Genomic DNA, 18103 nt, shown 5'->3' with positions numbered 1-18103 from the left:
CCCTCCCTGGAGGTTCCCAGGGGGACGCCTATCGTTGAGCTGTGCTCCTGGGACTGTGCTCCGCGGGCGGCGCCGCCCTCTGCTACGGGATCGGCTCCGTCCTCCAGGCCGACGCCGCCCGCCGCACCACCGCCTCCACGGGCCTCGACCCGCGGCTGCTCACCCGGCTCCTGCGCTCCGGCCGCTACCTGATCGGCGTCGCCGCGGACGGCGCCGGCTTCCTGCTCTCCCTGCTCGCCGTGCGCAGCCTGCCGCTGTTCGTCGTGCAGTCCGTCGTCGCGAGCTTCCTCGCCGTGACCGCGGTGCTCGCGGCCGTGCTGCTGCGCATGCCGCTCGGCGGGCGGGACCGCGCGGGGATCGCCGTGGTCGTCGGCGGGCTCGTGCTCGTCGGAGCCTCCGCCGCCCCGGACCACGCCGTCGCCCTCCCTCCCGCCGGGGATTGGGCCGTGCTCGGGGGCGCCCTGCTGCTCGTCCCCGCGGCGATGGTCGTCGGCCGCGCGCCCGGGCATCGAGGCGCCGCCGGGCTCGGGGCCGTCGCCGGTCTCGCCTTCGGCGTCACCGCGATCGCGAGCCGCGTGCTGCCCGGCCCCGCCGGCCAGTCGCCCGGCCGCTACCTGCTCACCCTGCTCACGGACCCGAGCAGCTACGCGCTCGTCCTCGCCGGGGCGCTCGCCCTGCTCACCTACTCCACCGCCCTCCAGCGCGGCTCCGTCACACGAGCCACCGCCCCGCTCGTCGTGGGCGAGACGCTCGTGCCCGCCCTCGTGGGCGTGATCGCGCTGGGCGACCGGCCCCGCCCGGGGTGGGAGTGGGCGGCGATCCTCGGATGCCTCGCCGCGAGCGCCGGGGCCGTGTCCCTCGCCCGGCACGGCGAGATCGACCCCGACCCCGCCCCCGTCGGCCCCGACCGGAAGGACCCCGCATGACCGGCGTCGACCCCACCGCCAGGCGGACCGGCGCCATCCGCCGCAGCCCCTGGCACGCGCTCGACGACCGCTGGCCGGACCGCTTCGCGAGCGTCATGCTGCTCGCCGCCGTCTTCAACCTGCTGGTCACGATCGTCCCGCCGTGGCACCGCTTCTTCGACCGGCCGGACGACCCGGTCTCCGCGCTCGCGATCCCCGTCGTCCCCAGCCTCATCTACACGGCCCTGCTCGTGGTGCTCGCGGTCGCCCTGCGCCGCCGCCTCCGCGCCGCCTGGTGGCTGACCCTGATCTGGTGGGTCGCGATCCCGCAGCTGGGCCGCCTACTCGAGCTCACCGAGGCGACGGGGCCGATGCTCGGCCGCGGCCGCCACGTGCTCCCCGAGATCGGGCTCCTGCTCGGGCTGCTCGTCATCGTGCTGCTGCTGCGCTCGCGCCGGCAGTTCACCGCCCGCCGCGTCCCCGGCAGCCTCCGCGCCGCCGCCGCGCTGTTCCTCCTGGGCGGCGCCGCCCTGCTCGGCGGCGGAGCCTGGCTCGTCCAGCACGCCGGCCGCGCCGACTCCTACGGCTCGGCCCTGGGCTTCGTGCTCTCCCGCATGCTCGCCGACGTCGGCCGCTTCGAGGCCGTGCAGGCGGTGCACGCCCCCTGGTGGGTGCACGGGCTCGTCAACCTCGTGGGCGCCGTCGTCGTCCTCGCCTCCGCGCTGCTGCTGTTCCGGCCCCCGCGCGCCGCGCAGGAGCTGCCCGCGGCCGACGAGGCGCGCGTGCGCACCCTGCTCGCCGCCCACGGCGAGCACGACTCGCTCGGCTACTTCGCGACCCGCCGCGACAAGGCGATCGTCTGGGACACGGAGGACCCGTCGCAGGCGAGGGCCGGGATCTCCCACCGCACCGTGGGCAGCGTGAGCCTCGCGAGCGGCAACCCCGTCGGGGACCCCGAGCGGTGGCCGCAGGCGATCGAGGCCTGGCGCGCCCACGCCCGTGACCAGGGGCTCTCCCTCGCCGTCATGGGTGCCGGCGAGGCGGGCGGGCGCGCCTATGCCGAGGCCGGGCTCGTCGTCTACGACATCGGTGACGAAGCTGTCCTGGACCTGCGGGACTTCAGCCTCTCCGGCCCCGCCATGCGCGGCGTGCGGCAGGCCGTGCACCGTCTCCGCGAGCGCGGGTACACCACGGCCGTGCGCCGCCACGCGGACCTCACCGCCGAGGAGTTCACCGCGATCGAGGACGGCGCCGCCCGCTGGCGCGGCGACGGCGGCGAGGAGCGCGGCTTCTCCATGGCGCTCGGCCGCCTCGGCGACCCGCTCGACGGCGACTGCCTGCTCGTCGAGGCGCGCGACGCCGACGGCACCCTGCGCGGCGTGCTCTCCTTCGTGCCCTGGGGCCGCACCGGCGCCTCCCTCGACCTCATGCGCCGCGACCCCACCGCCCCCAACGGGCTCATGGAGCTGCTGGTCACCGCCATGGCGGAGCAGGCCCCCGGGCACGGCGTGGGCCGCCTGTCGCTGAACTTCGCCATGTTCCGCGAGGCCTTCGAGCGCGGCGCGGAGATCGGCGCGGGACCCCTCGCCCGGCTCTGGCGGCGCGGCCTGCTCGTCGCGAGCCGCGGCTGGCAGCTCGAGTCCCTCTACCGCGCGAACGCGAAGTACCGTCCCGCGTGGGAGCCCCGCTACCTGTGCTTCGAGTTCGCCTCCGACCTCCCCCGGGTGGGCGTCGCCGCCGGCACCGCGGAGGGCTTCCTGCGCCCCCTCGCCCTGCCCGGCGCGGGCCGCCGTCGGACCCCCGAGGAGGCGCTCACGAGCGGCGGCGAGGAGCGCGCCGCCGCCGTCCGGGCCCTGCTGCCCCCCGAGGAGGACCCGCTCGAGGCGGCGCTCGCCGGGCGCCGCGTACCCGAGCAGGTGCGGGTGCGCCTCGCGAAGCTCGAGGCCCTCCGCGCCGACGGCATCGACCCCTACCCCGTGGGGGCCGAGCGCACCACGACCCTCGCCGAGGCGCGCGCCGCCGCGGCGGGACTCGGGCCGGACGCGCGCAGCGGCACCGAGGTCGCCGTCGCGGGGCGGATCCTGCGCCGCCGCGAGCACGGGCGGATCGGCTTCGCGACCCTCCGCGACGGCAGCGGCGACCTGCAGGTGCTCCTCGGGGACGCCGCCGCCGCCGAGGCCTGGTCGCTGTGGCGGCGCCTCGACCTCGGTGACCAGATCGCCGTGCGCGGCGAGGTCATCACCACCCGCACCGGCGAGGTCACCGTCGAGGCGCGCACCCTCACCCTCACCTCGAAGGCGCTGCGCCCGCTGCCGGACAAGCACCACGGCCTCGCCGACCCCGAGGCGCGCGTGCGCGACCGGGCCGTGGACCTCGTGGTGCGGCCCGACGCCCGCACCACCGCCCACCGCCGCGCGACCGTCGTGCGCAGCGTGCGCGACACCCTCCACGCGCTCGGCTTCACCGAGGTCGAGACGCCCGTGCTGCAGACCGTCCACGGCGGCGCCTCCGCCCGTCCCTTCGAGACCCACATCAACGCCTACGACCTCGACCTCTACCTCCGCATCGCGACCGAGCTGCACCTCAAGCGGCTGCTCGTGGGCGGGATGGAGCAGGTCTTCGAGATCGGCCGGCAGTTCCGCAACGAGGGCGCCGACGCCACCCACAACCCCGAGTTCACCTCCCTCGAGGTGTACGAGGCGTACAGCGACCAGCACGGCATGCGCCGCCTCACCCAACGGATCGTCCAGGACGCCGCCGAGGCCGTGCACGGCCGGCAGATCGGCCTGCGCACCACGAAGGACGGCCGGCTCGAGGAGTTCGACCTCTCCGGCGACTGGCCCGTGATCCCCCTCGCGACCGCCGTCTCCCGCGCCCTCGGCGAGGAGGTGGACGCCTCGACCCCCGCCGCCCGGCTCCACGCCCACGCCCGCGCGATCGGCCTCGAGCTCGACCCGCGCCTGGCCGCCGGCCCCGTGCTCGAGGAGCTCTACTCGGCGCTGTGCGAGCACGCGACGACCACGCCCGTCTTCTACTGCGACTTCCCCCGCGAGAACGCCCCGCTCGCCCGCCCGCACCGGGACGACCCGCGGCTCGCCGAGAAGTGGGACCTCGTCATCCAGGGCACCGAGCAGGGCACCGCCTACTCCGAGCTCATCGACCCCGCGGACCAGCGCCGGCGCCTGGTCGCCCAGTCGCTGCTCGCCGCCGCCGGGGACCCCGAGGCGATGGCCGTGGACGAGGACTTCCTGCGCGCCCTCGAGCTCGGCATGCCGCCCACCGGCGGGATGGGCATGGGCATCGACCGGCTCGTCATGAACCTCACCGGCCTGCCGATCCGCGAGACCATCCTCTTCCCCCTCGTCCGCCCGCCGGGCCGGTGAGCGGGGCCGGTCCCCGGTGGCCCGTGCGCGAGGGCCCCGCCACCGCTCGCCGGGCTGTGCCGCGCGTCATATCCTGGCCCCCATGACGACGACGCTCCCCTTCGGCACCTGGCCCTCCCCGATCACCGCCGAGCAGATCGCCTCCGGAGGCACCCGCCTGGGGGGCGCGCAGCTCGTGGGCGGCGAGATCTGGTGGAGCGAAGGGATCGCCACCGAGGGCGGCCGCATCGCGATCGTCCGCTCGACCGGCTCCGGAGCGGAGGGCGCGGCCCCCGAGGTCGTCCTCCCCGCCCCGTACAACGCCCGCTCCCGCGTGCACGAGTACGGCGGCTCCGCCTGGACCGCGGTGCCCGCAGGCTTCGGCGACCACGGCGACGCCGACGACCACGACTCCCACGAGCCGCCGCTCGTGCTCTTCGTCGACTTCGCCTCCCAGCGCGTGCACTCCCTGGTCCCGGGGCACGAGCCGCATCCGCTGAGCCCCGTCGGCCCCGAGGTCCCCTCCGCCCACGGGCCCTCGCTGCGCTGGGCGTGCCCCACCCCCGTGACGCTCGAGGACGGCACCCGCGAGGTGTGGTGGATCTGCGAGGACCACACCGGAGGCGCCGACGGTCCCCACACCGACGCCGACGGCGCCCCGCACGTCGAGCGGTACATCGCCGCCGTGCCGCTCGACGGCTCCGCCGCGGAGGACCCCGCCGCGATCCGCCGCGTCACACCCGCCTCCCGCTTCGTCGCCGCCCCCGCGCTCAGCCCCGACGGCACACGCCTCGCATGGATCAGCTGGGAGCACCCGCAGATGCCGTGGGACGGCACGCTCCTGCACGTCGCACCGCTGATCGACGGGCAGGCCGGCACCGGGGAGATCATCGCCGGCGCGACGGACGTCTCCGTGCTGCAGCCCGCGTGGCTCGACGAGGACACCCTGCTCTACCTCGCCGACGACTCCGGCTGGTGGACCCCGCAGCGATGGAGCGCCGAGGACGGCGCCCGCCCCGTGCTGCCGGGCGGGTCCCCGCACGCCGAGCGCGAGTTCGCCGGGTCCCTCTGGATGCTCGGCACCACCTGGATGCACGTGCTCGACGCGGACCGGGTGCTCGTCCAGCACGGCCGCGACGCCGACGCCCCCGGCGTGCTCACCGTGAGCAGCGGCATCGTCACGGACCTCGACCAGCCGCTGACCCTGATCTCCTCGATCGCCGTGGGGGAGGGCGGCCTGCTCGTCATCGGCGGCGCCTCGCCCACCGCGTTCCCCGCGCTGCACACCGCGCGCCTCACCCTCGATCCCGCCCCCGCGCTGTCCCCGCTGACGGTGCTGCGCTCCTCCCGGCAGGACGCCCCGGATGCCGCCGCCCTCCCCACCGGGGAGAGCATCGAGGTGCCGCTCGCGGGCGGCGGCGTGGTCCACGCGATCGTCTACCGGCCCCGGCAGGAGGGCTTCGCCGGGCAGGACGGCGAGCTGCCCCCGTTCATCGCCCGCGTCCACGGCGGCCCCACCTCGCACGTGCCGCCCGTGCTGAGCCTGCCCGTCGCCTACTACACCTCCCGCGGCCTCGGGGTCGTCGAGGTCAACTACGGCGGCTCCACCGGCCACGGCCGCGCCTACCGGGACCGCCTGAAGGGCCAGTGGGGCGTGGTCGACGTGCAGGACACCGTCGCCGTCATGGAACACCTGGTCAGCGCCGGGATCGCCGACGGCGCCCGGCTCGCGATCGAGGGCGGCAGCGCGGGCGGCTGGACCACCCTCGCGTGCCTCACCCGCACCGACACCTTCGCCGCCGGCGTCTCGAGCTTCGGCGTCGCGGAGCTCGAGTCCTTCCGCAGCGACACCCACGACTTCGAGTCCCGGTACATCGACGGGCTCGTCGGCCCCTACCCGGAGCGCAGGGACCTCTACGTCGAGCGGGCGCCGCTCAGCCACGTCGACGAGCTCGAGTGCCCCGTGCTGCTCCTCCAGGGGGACGAGGACAGGATCGTGCCGCCCAGCCAGTCCGAGATGTTCCGCGACGCGCTCGCCGCGAAGGGCATCCCGCACGCCTACCTGCTGTTCGAGGGGGAGCAGCACGGGTTCCGGAAGGCGGCGACGATCGTCCGCGCCACCGAGGCCGCGCTCTCCTTCTACGGGCAGGTGCTGGGCTTCACCCCGCTCGAGGTGCCCGTGCTGGACCTCGACCGCGGCTGAGACCGGCGGCGGTCCCCCAGCTCGAGCGCCGCGGAGGGCACCGGCACGGGCAGCCCCGTCGGAGGGGTGTACCGGCAGGGCACCGCAGGGGTGCCGCCCGGGCGCAGGAGGGGACCTACCCTGGCGTGCATGGACAACCGAGCCGAGGTCCGCGAGTTCCTCATGACCCGCCGTGCGAAGGTCACGCCGGAGCAGGCGGGGCTGCCGAGCATCGGCGCCCGGCGCGTGCCCGGACTGCGCCGCAGCGAGGTCGCCGTGCTCGCGGGACTCAGCGTCGAGTACTACGCGAAGCTCGAGCGCGGGCAGATCACCGGCGCCTCCGCCTCCGTCCTCGATGCGCTCGCCCGCGCACTTCAGCTCGACGAGGTGGAGCGTCGCCACCTGCAGGACCTCGCCCGCGCGGCCGACGGCACCGCCACCGCGTCCCGCCGCCGCCGGCCCCGTCCCGCGGCGCTCGCCGGCTCCCGGCCCGCACTGCAGTGGATGCTCGACGGGATGACCGGCTCCGCCGTGTTCGTCCGCGACCCGTACCACCGGATGATCGCCGCGAACCAGCTGGGCCGTGCCTTCTACCTGCCGGTGGTGGGTGAGGCGGGGCTGCTCGCCCTGCCCGAGGGCGTGCACGCCCCGAACCTCGTGCGCTTCCAGTTCCTGGACCCCGCCTCCCGCGACTTCTACCCGGACTGGGAGGTGTTCGCGCGGATGGGCGTGGGCGCCCTGCGCGTCGAGGCGGGCAAGGACCCGCACGATCCGGTGCTGCAGGAGCTGATCGGGGAGCTCTCCACCTGCTCTGAGGACTTCCGACGGCTGTGGGCCGCGCACGACGTCCACGCCCACAGCGCCGGCACCAAGCGCTTCGTGCACCCCGTGGTGGGGGCGCTGACGGTGCGCTTCGAGCAGATGGAGCTCTCCGCGGATCCGGGGTGCATGCTCATCGCCTACACGGCGGAGCCCGCGACCGAGGCCGCGGAGCGCATGAGCCTGCTCTCGAGCTGGGCAGCGACCCGCGTCGAGGAGCTGCGCGAGCACGGGGCCGCCACCGCCACCGCCCCGGAGGGCGCGGACCCGAGCGTGCCCTCCTGAGCCGCGCGCCCACCGGGCCCCGCCGCCCGGCTGCTCGCCGTCCGTCCCGCTCCCCGCCCGCTGCCGCCGCCTGTCGATCGCCCCGCTCCCCGCCCGCTGCCGCCACCCGGTGTCCGTTTGCGCGCTGTGGTTCCGTTCGTGGAACTGGGGCGCGCAATCGGACAGGCTGACGCAGGGCTCAGGTGCGGGGGACGAGGAGCACGCTGACCTGACCGGGGCCGGGGAAGACCTGCTCGGAGACCAGCGCCCTGCCTCCGTCGAGCTCGAGCTCGAGGCATGAGCGGTCCATGACCAGCGAGAAGGGGATCCCCTCGGTGCCGGGGCGGGCCGTCCAGGGAGCCGATCGGGTGTGGCCCGGGGCAAAGTCCGTGAGGTGGGCGCGGGAGCGGTCCACGGTGACGGTGCCGTCGGCGGTGACCTCGACGACCACCTCGCGGGGGCCGTCCTCCCCGTCGACCCGGAGCACCAGGTCCAGCGCCCGGCCCCGCGGCAGGATGCCCCGGAGGTGGAACGGCGTGGAGCCCTCGACCCGGGCGACCTCCTGCGGCGCCGGGAGCGGCTCCGGCACCTCCAGCTCGAACGTCGCGACGGCGTCCGGCACGAGCAGCTGCTGGCGCAGGGCGAGGTTACCGTCGGCCCCCTGCTCCAGGTGCAGGGTGCGCGGGAGCGTCATCGCGGAGCGCCACGGGTCCGTGGGCGTCGTGGTCGCGTAGTCCCAGTTGTTCATCCAGCCCAGGAGCACGGGGCTCCCCTCGACGCCGGAGAAGGAGACCGTGGCGTAGTGGTCGTGGCCGAGGTCCAGGGGCACCGGAGCGGCGGTCACGGTGAAGTCGCGGCCGTCGAAGTCGCCGAGGATCGCGTAGGTGCCGGAGCCGCCCGCGGGGCCGCCGGGGTTCGTGGAGAGGATCAGCACCCATGCCTCGCCGCCGCCGTCGCCGTCGACCGGCACCCGCACGAGGTCCGGGCACTCCCAGATCCCCCCGTCCACCGCGGGATGGGTGAACGCGGAGGCATGCTCCCAGGTCAGGAGGTCGGTGGAGGTGTGGACGTGCACCGTGTGCTCGAGCGCCTCGACCGCGACCATCACCCAGCGGCCCGACTCGGCATGGCGGAACACCTTCGGGTCGCGGAAGTTCGCGCTGCCCCGGTCGAGCACCGGGTTGCCTGCGTGGCGGGTCCAGGTGAGCCCGCCGTCCGTCGAGGAGGCGATCGACTGCGCCTGGATGCCCGCGAGGGTGGGGTGCGCGTCGGTGTAGGCGCTCGTGTAGATCGCCACGAGCGGGCCGCTGCCGTCGTCGCCGCCGAGTCCGGAGGTGTTCCCCGCGTCGTGGACCACGCTGCCGGAGAAGATCATCTCCTCCGCGGTGGCCTCGATCGCGACGGGCTGCGCGGTCCAGGTGGCGAGGTCCGGGGACGTCGCGTGACCCCAGGAGAGGTTCCCCCAGAGACTGCCGAAGGGGTTGTTCTGGAAGAACGCGTGCCAGGTCCCCTCGTGGAGGATGAGCCCGTTGGGGTCGTTCATCCAGGTGGCGACGGGGGTGAGGTGATGCTCGGGACGGTGGGCGTCGGTGCGGGTGGGGGCGACGGTGCTCATGTGCTCTCAGTCCGGTGGGAGGGGGCGGGGCGCGGTCGCGCCCCGCCGGGAGGAGGGGCGCTCAGCCGGCGGCCTCCGTGAAGCGGTTGTAGGCCTGCTGGTACACGTCCACCACCTCGGAGATGCCGATGCTCTCGAGCTGGGAGGTGTAGCCCTCCCACTCCTTCTCGATGCCGCCCTTGACGATCCAGGTGGACACCTTCTCATCGACCAGTGTCCGGACGTCGGCCTCGATGGTGGAGATGCGGTTCAGCTCGTCGACGGAGAGCATGACCGGCGGGTACTTCTCGTTCGCCCGGTGCGGCTCGTAGAACTCCCGGATCTGCTCCTGCCGTGCGGCCGCCCGCGGCTCGGGCAGGACCACGGTCTCGAAGTCCTCCTTGGTGATGATCTTCGGACCGCCGGGGGAGACCTTCACGCGACGCTCCTGCTCGGTGCCGCCGCCCTCGACGGGGATCTGCTCGAGCAGGCCGTCCGCGTTCTCCTGCTGGGTGACGCCGATCGGTCCCCAGTTCGCCTGGGCGCTCATGACCGGGTCGAAGAGCATGTCCGCCCAGCGCAGCGTCGCGGCGGCGTACTGGTTGGTGCGGCTGATGGCGAAGGCGCCGCGGTTGATCTCCTGGTTGTTGGCGACGCAGGCGCGCTGTGTGCCGTCCGGGCCCGGGAAGATCGGCATGATCCGGTACTGGTCCGCGCGCTCGGGTCCCACGACCTCGGAGATTTCCCAGAAGGAGAAGGAGCCGAGGGTCTGCGGCTCCGCCTTCCCCTTGGCGATGAACGTGGTGTAGTCCTGCGAGAAGGCCTCCTGGTCGATCAGCCCCTCGGTGTACCAGGTGTGGAGGGTCGCGATCGCGTCGCGGAAGCCGTCCGTGTTCGCCGTGAAGACGACCTTCCCGTCCTGGACGATGCGGTGGTCGGGGTTGTCGGCCTGGCCGCCGATGGCGGCGATGAGGTCCGCGATGTCCCCGGCGCCGATGAACGACAGCGGCTGGGTGCCGGACGGGCCGATCTCCTTGAAGGCGAGGAGTGCCTCGTGGTACTCGTCCACGGTGGTGGGGAGCTCGAGGTTCGCCTTTTGGAGCCACGCGGTGTTGATGAACATCATCCGGGGGAACTCGACGAGACCGAGCTCCTCGACGGAGGGCAGCGTGTAGATGTGGCCGTCGGAGGCGGTGATCGCGCTCCTGATGTCCGGACGCTCCTCGAGGATGGCGTTCAGGGTCGGGGCGTGCTCGGGGATGAGCTCCTCGAGGGCGAGGAGGGTGCCGTTCGCGCCGTACTTGGCGACCTCGGCGTCGGACAGGCCCGTGTTGAACAGCGCGTCGGGGAGGTCGCCGCCGGCGAGGAGGAGGTTCTTCTTCTCGCCCCAGACCTCGTCGGGCTCGTTCTTCCAGGAGACGCTGATCCCGGAGTCCTCCGCCCAGGTCTTCACGAGACCCATCGTCTCGTAGTCCGGGGCGAGAGGGGACTTCGCGCCCCCGAACGTGAGGGTGAGGTCGCCGGTGACGATCGGCAGTCCGGAGTCGGTCAGGCCCGCCTCGGCGGACTTGTCCTCGGTAGCCCGCTCGGAGGGGCGGCTGCAGGCCGCGGCGCCGAGGGCGGTGAGGGAGAGGGCGGTCGCGCCGAGCGTGAAGCGGCGGCGGCTGAGCGGCGGGAGAGGGGCGGTGGACGGCATGGGGACTCCTTCGTCGATGCGGGTCATACGTACAACTGCGGTGGTGGTGGATGGTGAGGGTCGCGGGCGTGCCGCGGTGGTCAGGAAGGGCGGTGGCGTGATCAGCTCTTGAGCGCGCCGAGCGTCGCGCCCTTGACGAAGTGCCGCTGGAGGAACGGGAACGCCACGAGCAGCGGGATCGTGGAGACGACGATCATCGAGTACTTCAGCAGCTCGCCCATCTTCTGCGCGGCGGCCGTCGAGTCCATCGAGGCCATGTCCATCCCGGAGGCGGAGGCCTGGGACTGGATGAGCACGTTGCGCAGGATGAGCTGCAGCGGGTACTTCGACTCGTCGGAGAGGTAGATCATCGCGTCGAAGAAGGCGTTCCAGTTCGCGACGATGTGGATCATCGCCATGAGCACGATCAGCGGCTTCGACAGCGGCAGCACGATGCCGAAGAAGAAGCGGAAGTCGCTCGCCCCGTCGAGCTGGGCGGCCTCGCGCAGCTCCGGGGAGATGCTCTGCTCGAAGAAGGTGCGGGCGATGATGAGGTTCCAGACGCCGACGGCGCCCGGGAGCACCACGGCCCACATCGTGTCCAGCATGCCCAGCTGCTTCACCACGAGGTAGCGGGCGATCATGCCGCCGTCGAAGAACATCGTGACGACGAACAGGACCATGACGAGGTTCCGACCGGGCATGTCCTTCCGGGCCAGGGCGTACGCCCCGCACAGGATCATGGTCACGCTGATCGCGGTGCCGACCACGGTGTAGAGCACCGAGTTGAGGAACCCGCGCACGATCGTCGAGGTGCCGAAGATCGTCGCGTACCCGTCGAAGGTGATACCGCGGGGGAGCAGGAAGACCTTGCCCTGCTGCACGAGGTCCGGGTCCGAGATCGAGGCGATGACGATGAAATAGAGCGGGTACACGATGAGCACGATCGCGACCGCGATGATGCCGTAGGTGAGGACCGCGAACAGCGGGTCGCCGAAGCGGTCCGCGAACGTGCGGCGGCGGGGGACGGCGCCGGCGGCGAGGGAGTCGGGGCGGGTCATGGTCGTCATCGGGGTCACCACAGGCTCGACTGGTTGGCCTTCTTCGCGACCTGGTTGAAGGTCAGGAGGAGGACGAGGTTCAGGACGGAGTTGAACAGGCCGATCGCGGCGGAGTAGCTGAACTGCGCTCCCTGCAGGCCGACCTTGTATACGTAGGTGTTGATGACCTCGGAGGTGGGCAGGTTGAGGTCGGTCTGCATGAGGTAGACCTTCTCGAAGCCGAGGTTGAAGATGTTGCCGATGGCGAGGATGAACAGGATCGTGATCACCGGGAGGATCCCCGGGATGTCGATGTGGCGGATCCTCTGGAACCGGTTCGCGCCGTCCATGCGCGCCGCCTCGTGGAGCGAGGGGTCGATCGCGGTGAGCGCGGCGAGGTAGATGATCATCGAGAAGCCCGCGTTCTGCCAGACGTCGGAGCCGATGTAGAGCGGCCGGAACCACTCCGGGGTGCCCATGAAGAAGATCGGATCGCCGCCCAGGCCGGTGATCAGGTGGTTGACCAGGCCGGAGCTGGGCGAGAACAGCAGGTGGATCATGCCGACGACGACCACCACGGAGATGAACGAGGGCGAGTAGAGGATCGTCTGCGTGAGGCGCTTGAACCGCTCGCTCGGGAGCTGGTTCACGACGAGCGCGAGGATGATCGGGATCGGGAAGGCGACGAGCAGGCCGACCGTGTTGATGGTGAGCGTGTTCGCGACGATCCGGCCGAACTGGAAGCTGTGGATGAAGGTCTCGAAGTGCTGCAGACCCACCCAGGGGCTCCAGAAGAAGCCGTCCACGGGGTTGTAGTCGCGGAAGGCGATCTGGGCGCCGTACATCGGCCAGTACTTGAAGACGACGAGGTAGACGAGCGCCGGCGCGAGTAGTACGTATAACTGCCAACTCTGCAGGATGCGACGGGGCAGCGTCCGGTGTCGTGGGACGCGGTCCTGCGAGAGCGGAGGGGCGGCACCCCCGGGAGGTGCCTCGGGGCCGACGGCGGTGTCGGTGGTCATGCGTCAGCTTCCTTTCGGTGCGGCGACGGAGTCGCGGCGGATCACGGGGCAGGGGACGGCGTGGACCTCCGGCGGGGCCGACGGGTCCAGGACCAGGGCCGCCGCGAGCTCGCCCATGGCGAGGTACGGCAGGCCCAGGGTGGTCAGCGGCGGGTGGAAGAAGTCCTGGAGCACGTCGTGGTCGTCGAAGCCGACGATCGACATGTCCTCGGGGACCCGCAGCCCCCGGGACTGCAGCTCCTGGTAGGCGCCGAGCGCCGTGCGGTCGTTCCCGCAGAAGATCGCCGTGGGCGGCTCCTCGAGGGTCAGCAGGGCGCGGGTGCCCTGCTCGCCGTCGGCCTGGGTGCCGTGACCCGGCACCACGAGCGCCGAGTCCGGCGCGATCCCGGCCTCCGTGAGCGCCCGCTCGTACCCGCGGAGGCGATCGCGCGCCGCGGGGAGCGTCGCGGTCGGGAAGATGTTGATCATCCCGATGCGCGTGTGGCCGGCGTCGAGGAGAACCCGGGCGGCGTCGTAGCCGCCCTGCTCCTCGTCCGGCACGACGCTCGGCACGCGGCCGGACAGGTCGCGGCCGTTCAGACACACGGCCCGCACCTCGAGCGCCTCCTCCGGCACCTCGATCTCGCGGTGGTAGTCGAGGGTCACGAGCACGCCGCGCACCTGGTGGGACAGCAGCACCTCGTAGGCCGCCGAGCGCAGCCTCTCGTCCCCACCGGTGTCGATCGTCATCAGGGCGTTGCCGTCCCGCCAGGCGCGGTCCTGGGCGCCCTTGATGAGCTGGCCCGAGAACGGCGAGGTCGCGACCTGGTCGCCCACCATCCCGATGATCTCGGCGACGCCGGTCTTGAGCGTCTTGGCCTGGAGGTTGGTGCGGTAGCCCAGCTCGGCGGCGGCGTCGCGGACCCGCTGGGCGGTGGTCTCGGAGGCGCGCCCGGCGGAGTTCCCGGAGAGCACGAGGGAGACGACGGCCTGGGAGACCTCTGCGGCGGCGGCGACGTCGTGCATCGTGGGACGCTTGGCCATCTCGCCTCCTTCGGCGTGCTCGGGTCGATCGGGTGATCTGGTCGTTCAGTTGCCCGGGTGCCCGGATCGTTGGGTTCGGCTGGGGCGTCGGGTCGACGGTGCCTCGGATCGTCCTTCGGCCCCGCCGTCCCATCGTCGGGGTTATTCGTATGACGGGCGACTGGGGAGATCCTGCAGCCTCCACGTGCCCCGTGTCAAGCCCCATGCATCGGGCCAGCGAACCGGCCCCGCTGCCGAGCCCCGGGACCTGCATGTCCGATTGCGCGCTGTGGTTCCGTTTGTGGAACTGGGGCGCGCAATCGGACAGGGGTGGCCGGGCCGAGCCCGGCCGGGCCTCAGGCGCCGATGTCGAGCTTGCCGACCGCCGTGATCGGGGCGACGCGGCCTTCCTCGAGCTGGTACTGGCAGCCCACGATGCCGAGCTCGCCGCCAGCGACGGCGTCGCTGATCACCCGCGAGGAGCGCATGAGCTGGTGGATCGTCTCGTCGAGGTGGCGGCGGCCCACGGCGTCCGCGTCGATCTGCGCCGGGTCCACGTAGGGGCTGAGCCGCTGGGAGCCGAGCCACTCCTGCTGGACGGCCGGCTGGATCAGCTCGAGCTCGCGGCGGATCGCCGGGGTGGTCTCGGAGGGGTGCGCGGTGGTGAGGTCGATCGCGGCCTTCACCGCGCCGCAGGAACCGTGGGCGAGCACGACGATCACGGCGACGCCGAGGCTCGACACGGCGAACTCCATGGTCGCGACGGTGTTCTCGTTGGCGATCTGGCCGATGTTGCGCACCACGAACAGCTCGCCCAGGCCGCAGTCGAAGAGGATCTCCGCGGCGACGCGCGAGTCGGAGCAGCCCAGGAAGGCGGCGTTCGGCGCCTGGAACTCGGTGAGCTCGCTGCGGCGCGCGGCGTCCTGGTCGGGGTGACTCACCGCACCCCTCATGAAGCGCTCGTTGCCTGCGGCGAGGTCGTCCCACGCCTCCTGCACGCTGACGCGAGGTGTCGCCATGAGCTGGTCCTTCCGGTCGAGATGGTGAAGCCTGCCCCAGCACAGTACGCCGCGGGGGCGGCGGGCCAGGGCGTCGTCCGCCCCGGCCGCGGTGCGGGCGGGGCGGTGGCATGACGCAGGTCTCAGGCCTGAGCGGCGAGCGCCTCCCGGATCGGCCCGGAGAGATCCTCCGGGGTCACCGTCGGCTCGACACGGGCGATGACCCGGCCCTCGCGGTCCAGCAGGAACTTGGTGAAGTTCCAGGGGATGTCCCCACCCTCGATGTGCTCGCCTGCCGGGGTCTCGTGCGGGCCCGTCAGCCACCGGTACAGAGGATCGGCGCCCTCGCCGTTGACCTCGATCTTCGCGTGCATCGGGAAGGTGACGCCGTAGCCGGTGGAGCAGAAGGCCGCGATCTCCGACGCCGTGCCGGGCTCCTGGTGGCCGAACTGGTCGCAGGGGAAGCCGAGCACCGCGAGGCCCTGCTCGGCGTAGGTCTCGTGCAGGGCCTGCAGCCCCTCGTACTGCGGAGTGAGGCCGCACTGGCTGGCGGTGTTCACCACGAGCACCACCTTCCCGAGGTGCGCGGAGAGGTCGGTGGGGGAGCCGTCGAGGGTGCTCGCGGAGAAGTCGCCGAGGGTCGTCATGGCCCCATCATGGACCCCTCCTCGCCGGGAGGTCCCGCAGGTGAGGCTCAGTGCCTGCCGCGCAGCTGCGGCGGGGCCGCGAGCATCTGCAGGTCCAGCTGGCGCAGCACGGTGTCCGCGGCCTCGGGGTCCACGCCCGGCTCGGAGCGGGCCTGGAGGACCTCGGCGCGCGCGGCGTCCAGGCCCACGGTCTGCGCGGCGACCATGAGCTCGCGGCCTCGGCGCAGCTTCTTGCGCTTGGCGAGCATCTGCTGGTGCAGCTCGGGGTCCACGGGTGTCCCGTCGGGGTTCATCGCGACCACGGCCTGCGTCGAGGTGTCGAGCTCCTTGCGCAGGCCCTGGAAGCGCTGCTTGATCGCGGCGAGCTGCTCCGGGGTGATCTCCTCGGTGCTCTCGAAGCGCTCGCGGATCGCCTCGAGCGCGGCGCCCTGGGCACGGGCGGTGAGCTCACGGATCTCGCCCATCGTCACGGTGCCGTCGTCCTGCAGCCTGAGCGCCTTCAGCAGCGGGCCGACGCCGAGGCCCGTCGGCACGAGCGTCACCAGCAGCACCGCACTCGCGACGATGACCACGAGGTTGCGATGGTCGCCCACCGCTGCGGAGCTGGGGATCGCGAGGGCCAGGGCGAGCGTCGCGAGGCCGCGCATGCCGCACCAGGTGAGGACCACGGAGTCCTTCCAGGAGAGGTCGTCCCCGCCGTCCTTGCGGGCCACGGGCCGGATCAGCAGCATGCCGATCGCGCGCACCACGATGACCACGGCGCAGACGGCCGCGGCGATCGGCACGTAGTCCAGGACCCCCATGCCCTCCTCCGCGACGACGTCCCGCAGCTGCATGCCCATGAGGCCGAAGGCGATGCCGGTGACGAGCAGGTTCGCCACGTCCCAGAAGGTCGCACGGGAGATGCGGGCCTCGGAGTCCTCCGCACGGGCGCGGCGCTTGGTCTCCAGTGCCGTGACGACGACCGCGATGACGCCGGAGGCGTGCAGCTCCTCCGCCGCGATGTACGCGGCGAAGGGGACGACGACGCTCATGGCGGTGCGGGCCGCGGTGGTCGTGACCATCCGCGAGGCGAAGCGGTAGCCGAAGCCGAGCACGAAGCCGATGCCCACGGCGAGCACCGCGCCGATCACGAAGTCGAGCACGAGGCCGACGCCGAGGGTCCCGCCGCTCTCGAGGGCGGAGAGCGCGGCGGTGAACAGCACGATCGCGACCGCATCGTTGAACAGGCCCTCGGTCTGCAGCATGGACAGCAGGCGGCGCGGCATCTTCGCGGGCCCGGCGACGGCCTCCACGGCCACCGGGTCAGGCGGGGCGACCATCGCGCCGAGCATGACAGCGAGCGGCACCGCGATCCCGGGGACGAGCAGGGACACGGTGCCGGCCACGAGCGCGGCGGTCACCGCGGTGAGGCCCACGGCGAGGGCGAGCAGGGTGCGCCAGCGGGAGATGAACACGGACCAGTCCGTCTTCTGCGCGGTCGCGAACAGCAGCGGCGGCAGCAGCAGCGGCAGGATCAGGTGGGCGTCGATCTGCAGGTGCGGCAGGCCCGGGATCGAGGCGATCGCGCTGCTCGCGAGGAGCATGAGGATCGGATAGGGGAGACGCCACCGTTCGCCCAGCGCCACGCAGACCACCGTCACCGCGAGCAGTCCGACGACGAGGGCGAGGGTGGTCATGCGGCGGTCTCCTGGGCTCGGCGGCGTGCGGCGCGCATCCCCGGCCGAGGCTGCGTGGCGCCGGGGGAGAGGAGACGCGGGTGCGTGTCCAGAATATCGCGGCATGCCCGGGAGCAGTCCGGGAGCGGGGTCCACGACGGCCGACGGGCCGGCGTCCGTCTCGAGGACGGACGCCGGCCCGTCGGGCTGAGCGAGGCCGGGGGTCAGCAGTAGGCGGTCGTGGAGGACGTGCGGACGGACGTCTTCGTCGCCTTGTGGCTGCCGCCGCGGTACGTGCAGGACTCCAGGAGCTTGCCCGTGGAGGTAAAGGTGCGGGCGGTGTCCCCGGTGTTGTTCCAGATGTACGAGGACTTGTTCCAGTACAGGGTGGAGGAGGAGTTCTTCCCCTTGCCGGACCTGATCGTCACGGACTTCCCGGCGCCGAGCTTGAAGCCCTTGGGGAAGGTGAACTTCTGCGGGCCGTTGTCACGCACGGTGTAGCCGGTGAGCGTGAGCGTGGTGCGTCCCGTGTTCTTCAGGACGATGTACTCCTTGGTGTACCCGGAGTTCGTGGACTTGTCGGTGCCCGGCGGGTCGTAGTACACGGAGACGATGTCGAGGGGCTTCACGGTCGCGGCGTCCGCCGCGGGGGCGATGGCCATCGGTGCGGCGAGGGTCGCGGCGGCGAGGAGCGCGAGGAGCAGGATCCGGGCGCGGCCGGAGAGGGCGGTGATCACAGGGGACTCCAGGAGGACGGCCGGCGGCTGCGCCGGGCGACGACGGGGTGGGGGTACGGCTGGAGCCGTGGGGACCGGGAGGTCCGTCGGGCAGCAGGAATCTACACGTCAGATCCGTCGTGGATGCCCGTTTCCGCCCGATGCGACGCGCCTCACCGCCCGGGAGGGCGGTGAGGCGCGTCCGTGCTGGTCAGCGGG

Annotated in this window: 13 protein-coding genes; 4 read left to right on the top strand and 9 right to left on the bottom strand. The window is 72.8% G+C overall.

Going from position 1 to position 18103, the window contains the following annotated elements; translation table 11 throughout:
* The first annotated feature begins 41 nt into the window (after positions 1-41).
* The 4 genes from ACYVAP_RS04105 to ACYVAP_RS04090 all read left to right on the top strand — a co-directional run bounded on the left by ACYVAP_RS04105 (position 42) and on the right by ACYVAP_RS04090 (position 7553).
* The gene (locus tag ACYVAP_RS04105) at positions 42-926 is read left to right on the top strand and encodes a hypothetical protein (protein ID WP_498859658.1); all 885 of its coding nucleotides are present in this window, start codon (positions 42-44) and stop codon (positions 924-926) included.
* Entirely contained in the window at positions 923-4288 is a 3366-nt protein-coding gene (gene lysX, locus ACYVAP_RS04100; protein WP_498859657.1) for a class-II aminoacyl-tRNA synthetase family protein, read from the top strand. Before ACYVAP_RS04105 ends, lysX begins: the two co-directional genes overlap by 4 nt.
* Positions 4289-4370: 82 nt before the next feature.
* Positions 4371-6470, top strand: coding sequence for a prolyl oligopeptidase family serine peptidase (locus ACYVAP_RS04095; protein ID WP_498859656.1), 2100 nt, complete (start codon positions 4371-4373; stop codon positions 6468-6470).
* A gap of 129 nt (positions 6471-6599) precedes the next feature.
* Complete coding sequence (locus ACYVAP_RS04090; protein WP_498859655.1) at positions 6600-7553, top strand: helix-turn-helix transcriptional regulator; 954 nt, start codon at positions 6600-6602, stop codon at positions 7551-7553.
* A gap of 178 nt (positions 7554-7731) precedes the next feature.
* Here ACYVAP_RS04090 and ACYVAP_RS04085 read toward each other — a convergent pair whose 3' ends face one another.
* The 9 genes from ACYVAP_RS04085 to ACYVAP_RS04045 all read right to left on the bottom strand — a co-directional run bounded on the left by ACYVAP_RS04085 (position 7732) and on the right by ACYVAP_RS04045 (position 17905).
* On the bottom strand, positions 7732-9147 hold the full coding sequence (locus tag ACYVAP_RS04085; RefSeq protein ID WP_498859654.1) for a glycoside hydrolase family 32 protein: 1416 nt from the start codon (positions 9145-9147) through the stop codon (positions 7732-7734).
* A gap of 61 nt (positions 9148-9208) precedes the next feature.
* Positions 9209-10822, bottom strand: a complete 1614-nt coding sequence (locus ACYVAP_RS04080; protein ID WP_498859653.1) for a type 2 periplasmic-binding domain-containing protein — start codon at positions 10820-10822, stop codon at positions 9209-9211.
* Positions 10823-10923: 101 nt separating this feature from the next.
* Positions 10924-11871: a carbohydrate ABC transporter permease gene (locus ACYVAP_RS04075; RefSeq protein ID WP_498859652.1), complete on the bottom strand. Its 948-nt coding sequence runs from the start codon at positions 11869-11871 to the stop codon at positions 10924-10926.
* 5 nt (positions 11872-11876) lie between these two features.
* Entirely contained in the window at positions 11877-12863 is a 987-nt protein-coding gene (locus ACYVAP_RS04070; RefSeq protein WP_498859651.1) for an ABC transporter permease, read from the bottom strand.
* 3 nt (positions 12864-12866) lie between these two features.
* Complete coding sequence (locus tag ACYVAP_RS04065; RefSeq protein ID WP_498859650.1) at positions 12867-13886, bottom strand: LacI family DNA-binding transcriptional regulator; 1020 nt, start codon at positions 13884-13886, stop codon at positions 12867-12869.
* Between the two features lie 335 nt (positions 13887-14221).
* Positions 14222-14884, bottom strand: a complete 663-nt coding sequence (locus tag ACYVAP_RS04060; protein ID WP_264449296.1) for a carbonic anhydrase — start codon at positions 14882-14884, stop codon at positions 14222-14224.
* A 122-nt stretch (positions 14885-15006) separates the two neighbouring features.
* On the bottom strand, positions 15007-15510 hold the full coding sequence (locus ACYVAP_RS04055; RefSeq protein ID WP_498859649.1) for a glutathione peroxidase: 504 nt from the start codon (positions 15508-15510) through the stop codon (positions 15007-15009).
* A 47-nt stretch (positions 15511-15557) separates the two neighbouring features.
* On the bottom strand, positions 15558-17189 hold the full coding sequence (locus tag ACYVAP_RS04050) for a cation:proton antiporter (protein ID WP_498859648.1): 1632 nt from the start codon (positions 17187-17189) through the stop codon (positions 15558-15560).
* A 203-nt stretch (positions 17190-17392) separates the two neighbouring features.
* The gene (locus tag ACYVAP_RS04045; RefSeq protein ID WP_498859647.1) at positions 17393-17905 is read right to left on the bottom strand and encodes a lamin tail domain-containing protein; all 513 of its coding nucleotides are present in this window, start codon (positions 17903-17905) and stop codon (positions 17393-17395) included.
* Positions 17906-18103 lie beyond the last annotated feature (198 nt).

The organism is Brachybacterium horti (assembly GCF_054777615.1).
The sequence above is the reverse complement of the archived record's forward strand: the minus strand, read 5'-3'. Positions and strand labels throughout refer to the sequence as shown.

Excerpts from the sequence above, each read along its gene's own strand:
- lysX (WP_498859657.1), top strand. The coding sequence starts at position 923 with ATGACCGGCGTCGACCCCACCGCCAGGCGGACCGGCGCCATCCGCCGC.
- ACYVAP_RS04095 (WP_498859656.1), top strand. The coding sequence starts at position 4,371 with ATGACGACGACGCTCCCCTTCGGCACCTGGCCCTCCCCGATCACCGCC.
- ACYVAP_RS04090 (WP_498859655.1), top strand. The coding sequence starts at position 6,600 with ATGGACAACCGAGCCGAGGTCCGCGAGTTCCTCATGACCCGCCGTGCG.
- ACYVAP_RS04085 (WP_498859654.1), bottom strand. The coding sequence starts at position 9,147 with ATGAGCACCGTCGCCCCCACCCGCACCGACGCCCACCGTCCCGAGCAT.
- ACYVAP_RS04080 (WP_498859653.1), bottom strand. The coding sequence starts at position 10,822 with ATGCCGTCCACCGCCCCTCTCCCGCCGCTCAGCCGCCGCCGCTTCACG.
- ACYVAP_RS04075 (WP_498859652.1), bottom strand. The coding sequence starts at position 11,871 with ATGACGACCATGACCCGCCCCGACTCCCTCGCCGCCGGCGCCGTCCCC.
- ACYVAP_RS04070 (WP_498859651.1), bottom strand. The coding sequence starts at position 12,863 with ATGACCACCGACACCGCCGTCGGCCCCGAGGCACCTCCCGGGGGTGCC.
- ACYVAP_RS04065 (WP_498859650.1), bottom strand. The coding sequence starts at position 13,886 with ATGGCCAAGCGTCCCACGATGCACGACGTCGCCGCCGCCGCAGAGGTC.
- ACYVAP_RS04060 (WP_264449296.1), bottom strand. The coding sequence starts at position 14,884 with ATGGCGACACCTCGCGTCAGCGTGCAGGAGGCGTGGGACGACCTCGCC.
- ACYVAP_RS04055 (WP_498859649.1), bottom strand. The coding sequence starts at position 15,510 with ATGACGACCCTCGGCGACTTCTCCGCGAGCACCCTCGACGGCTCCCCC.
- ACYVAP_RS04050 (WP_498859648.1), bottom strand. The coding sequence starts at position 17,189 with ATGACCACCCTCGCCCTCGTCGTCGGACTGCTCGCGGTGACGGTGGTC.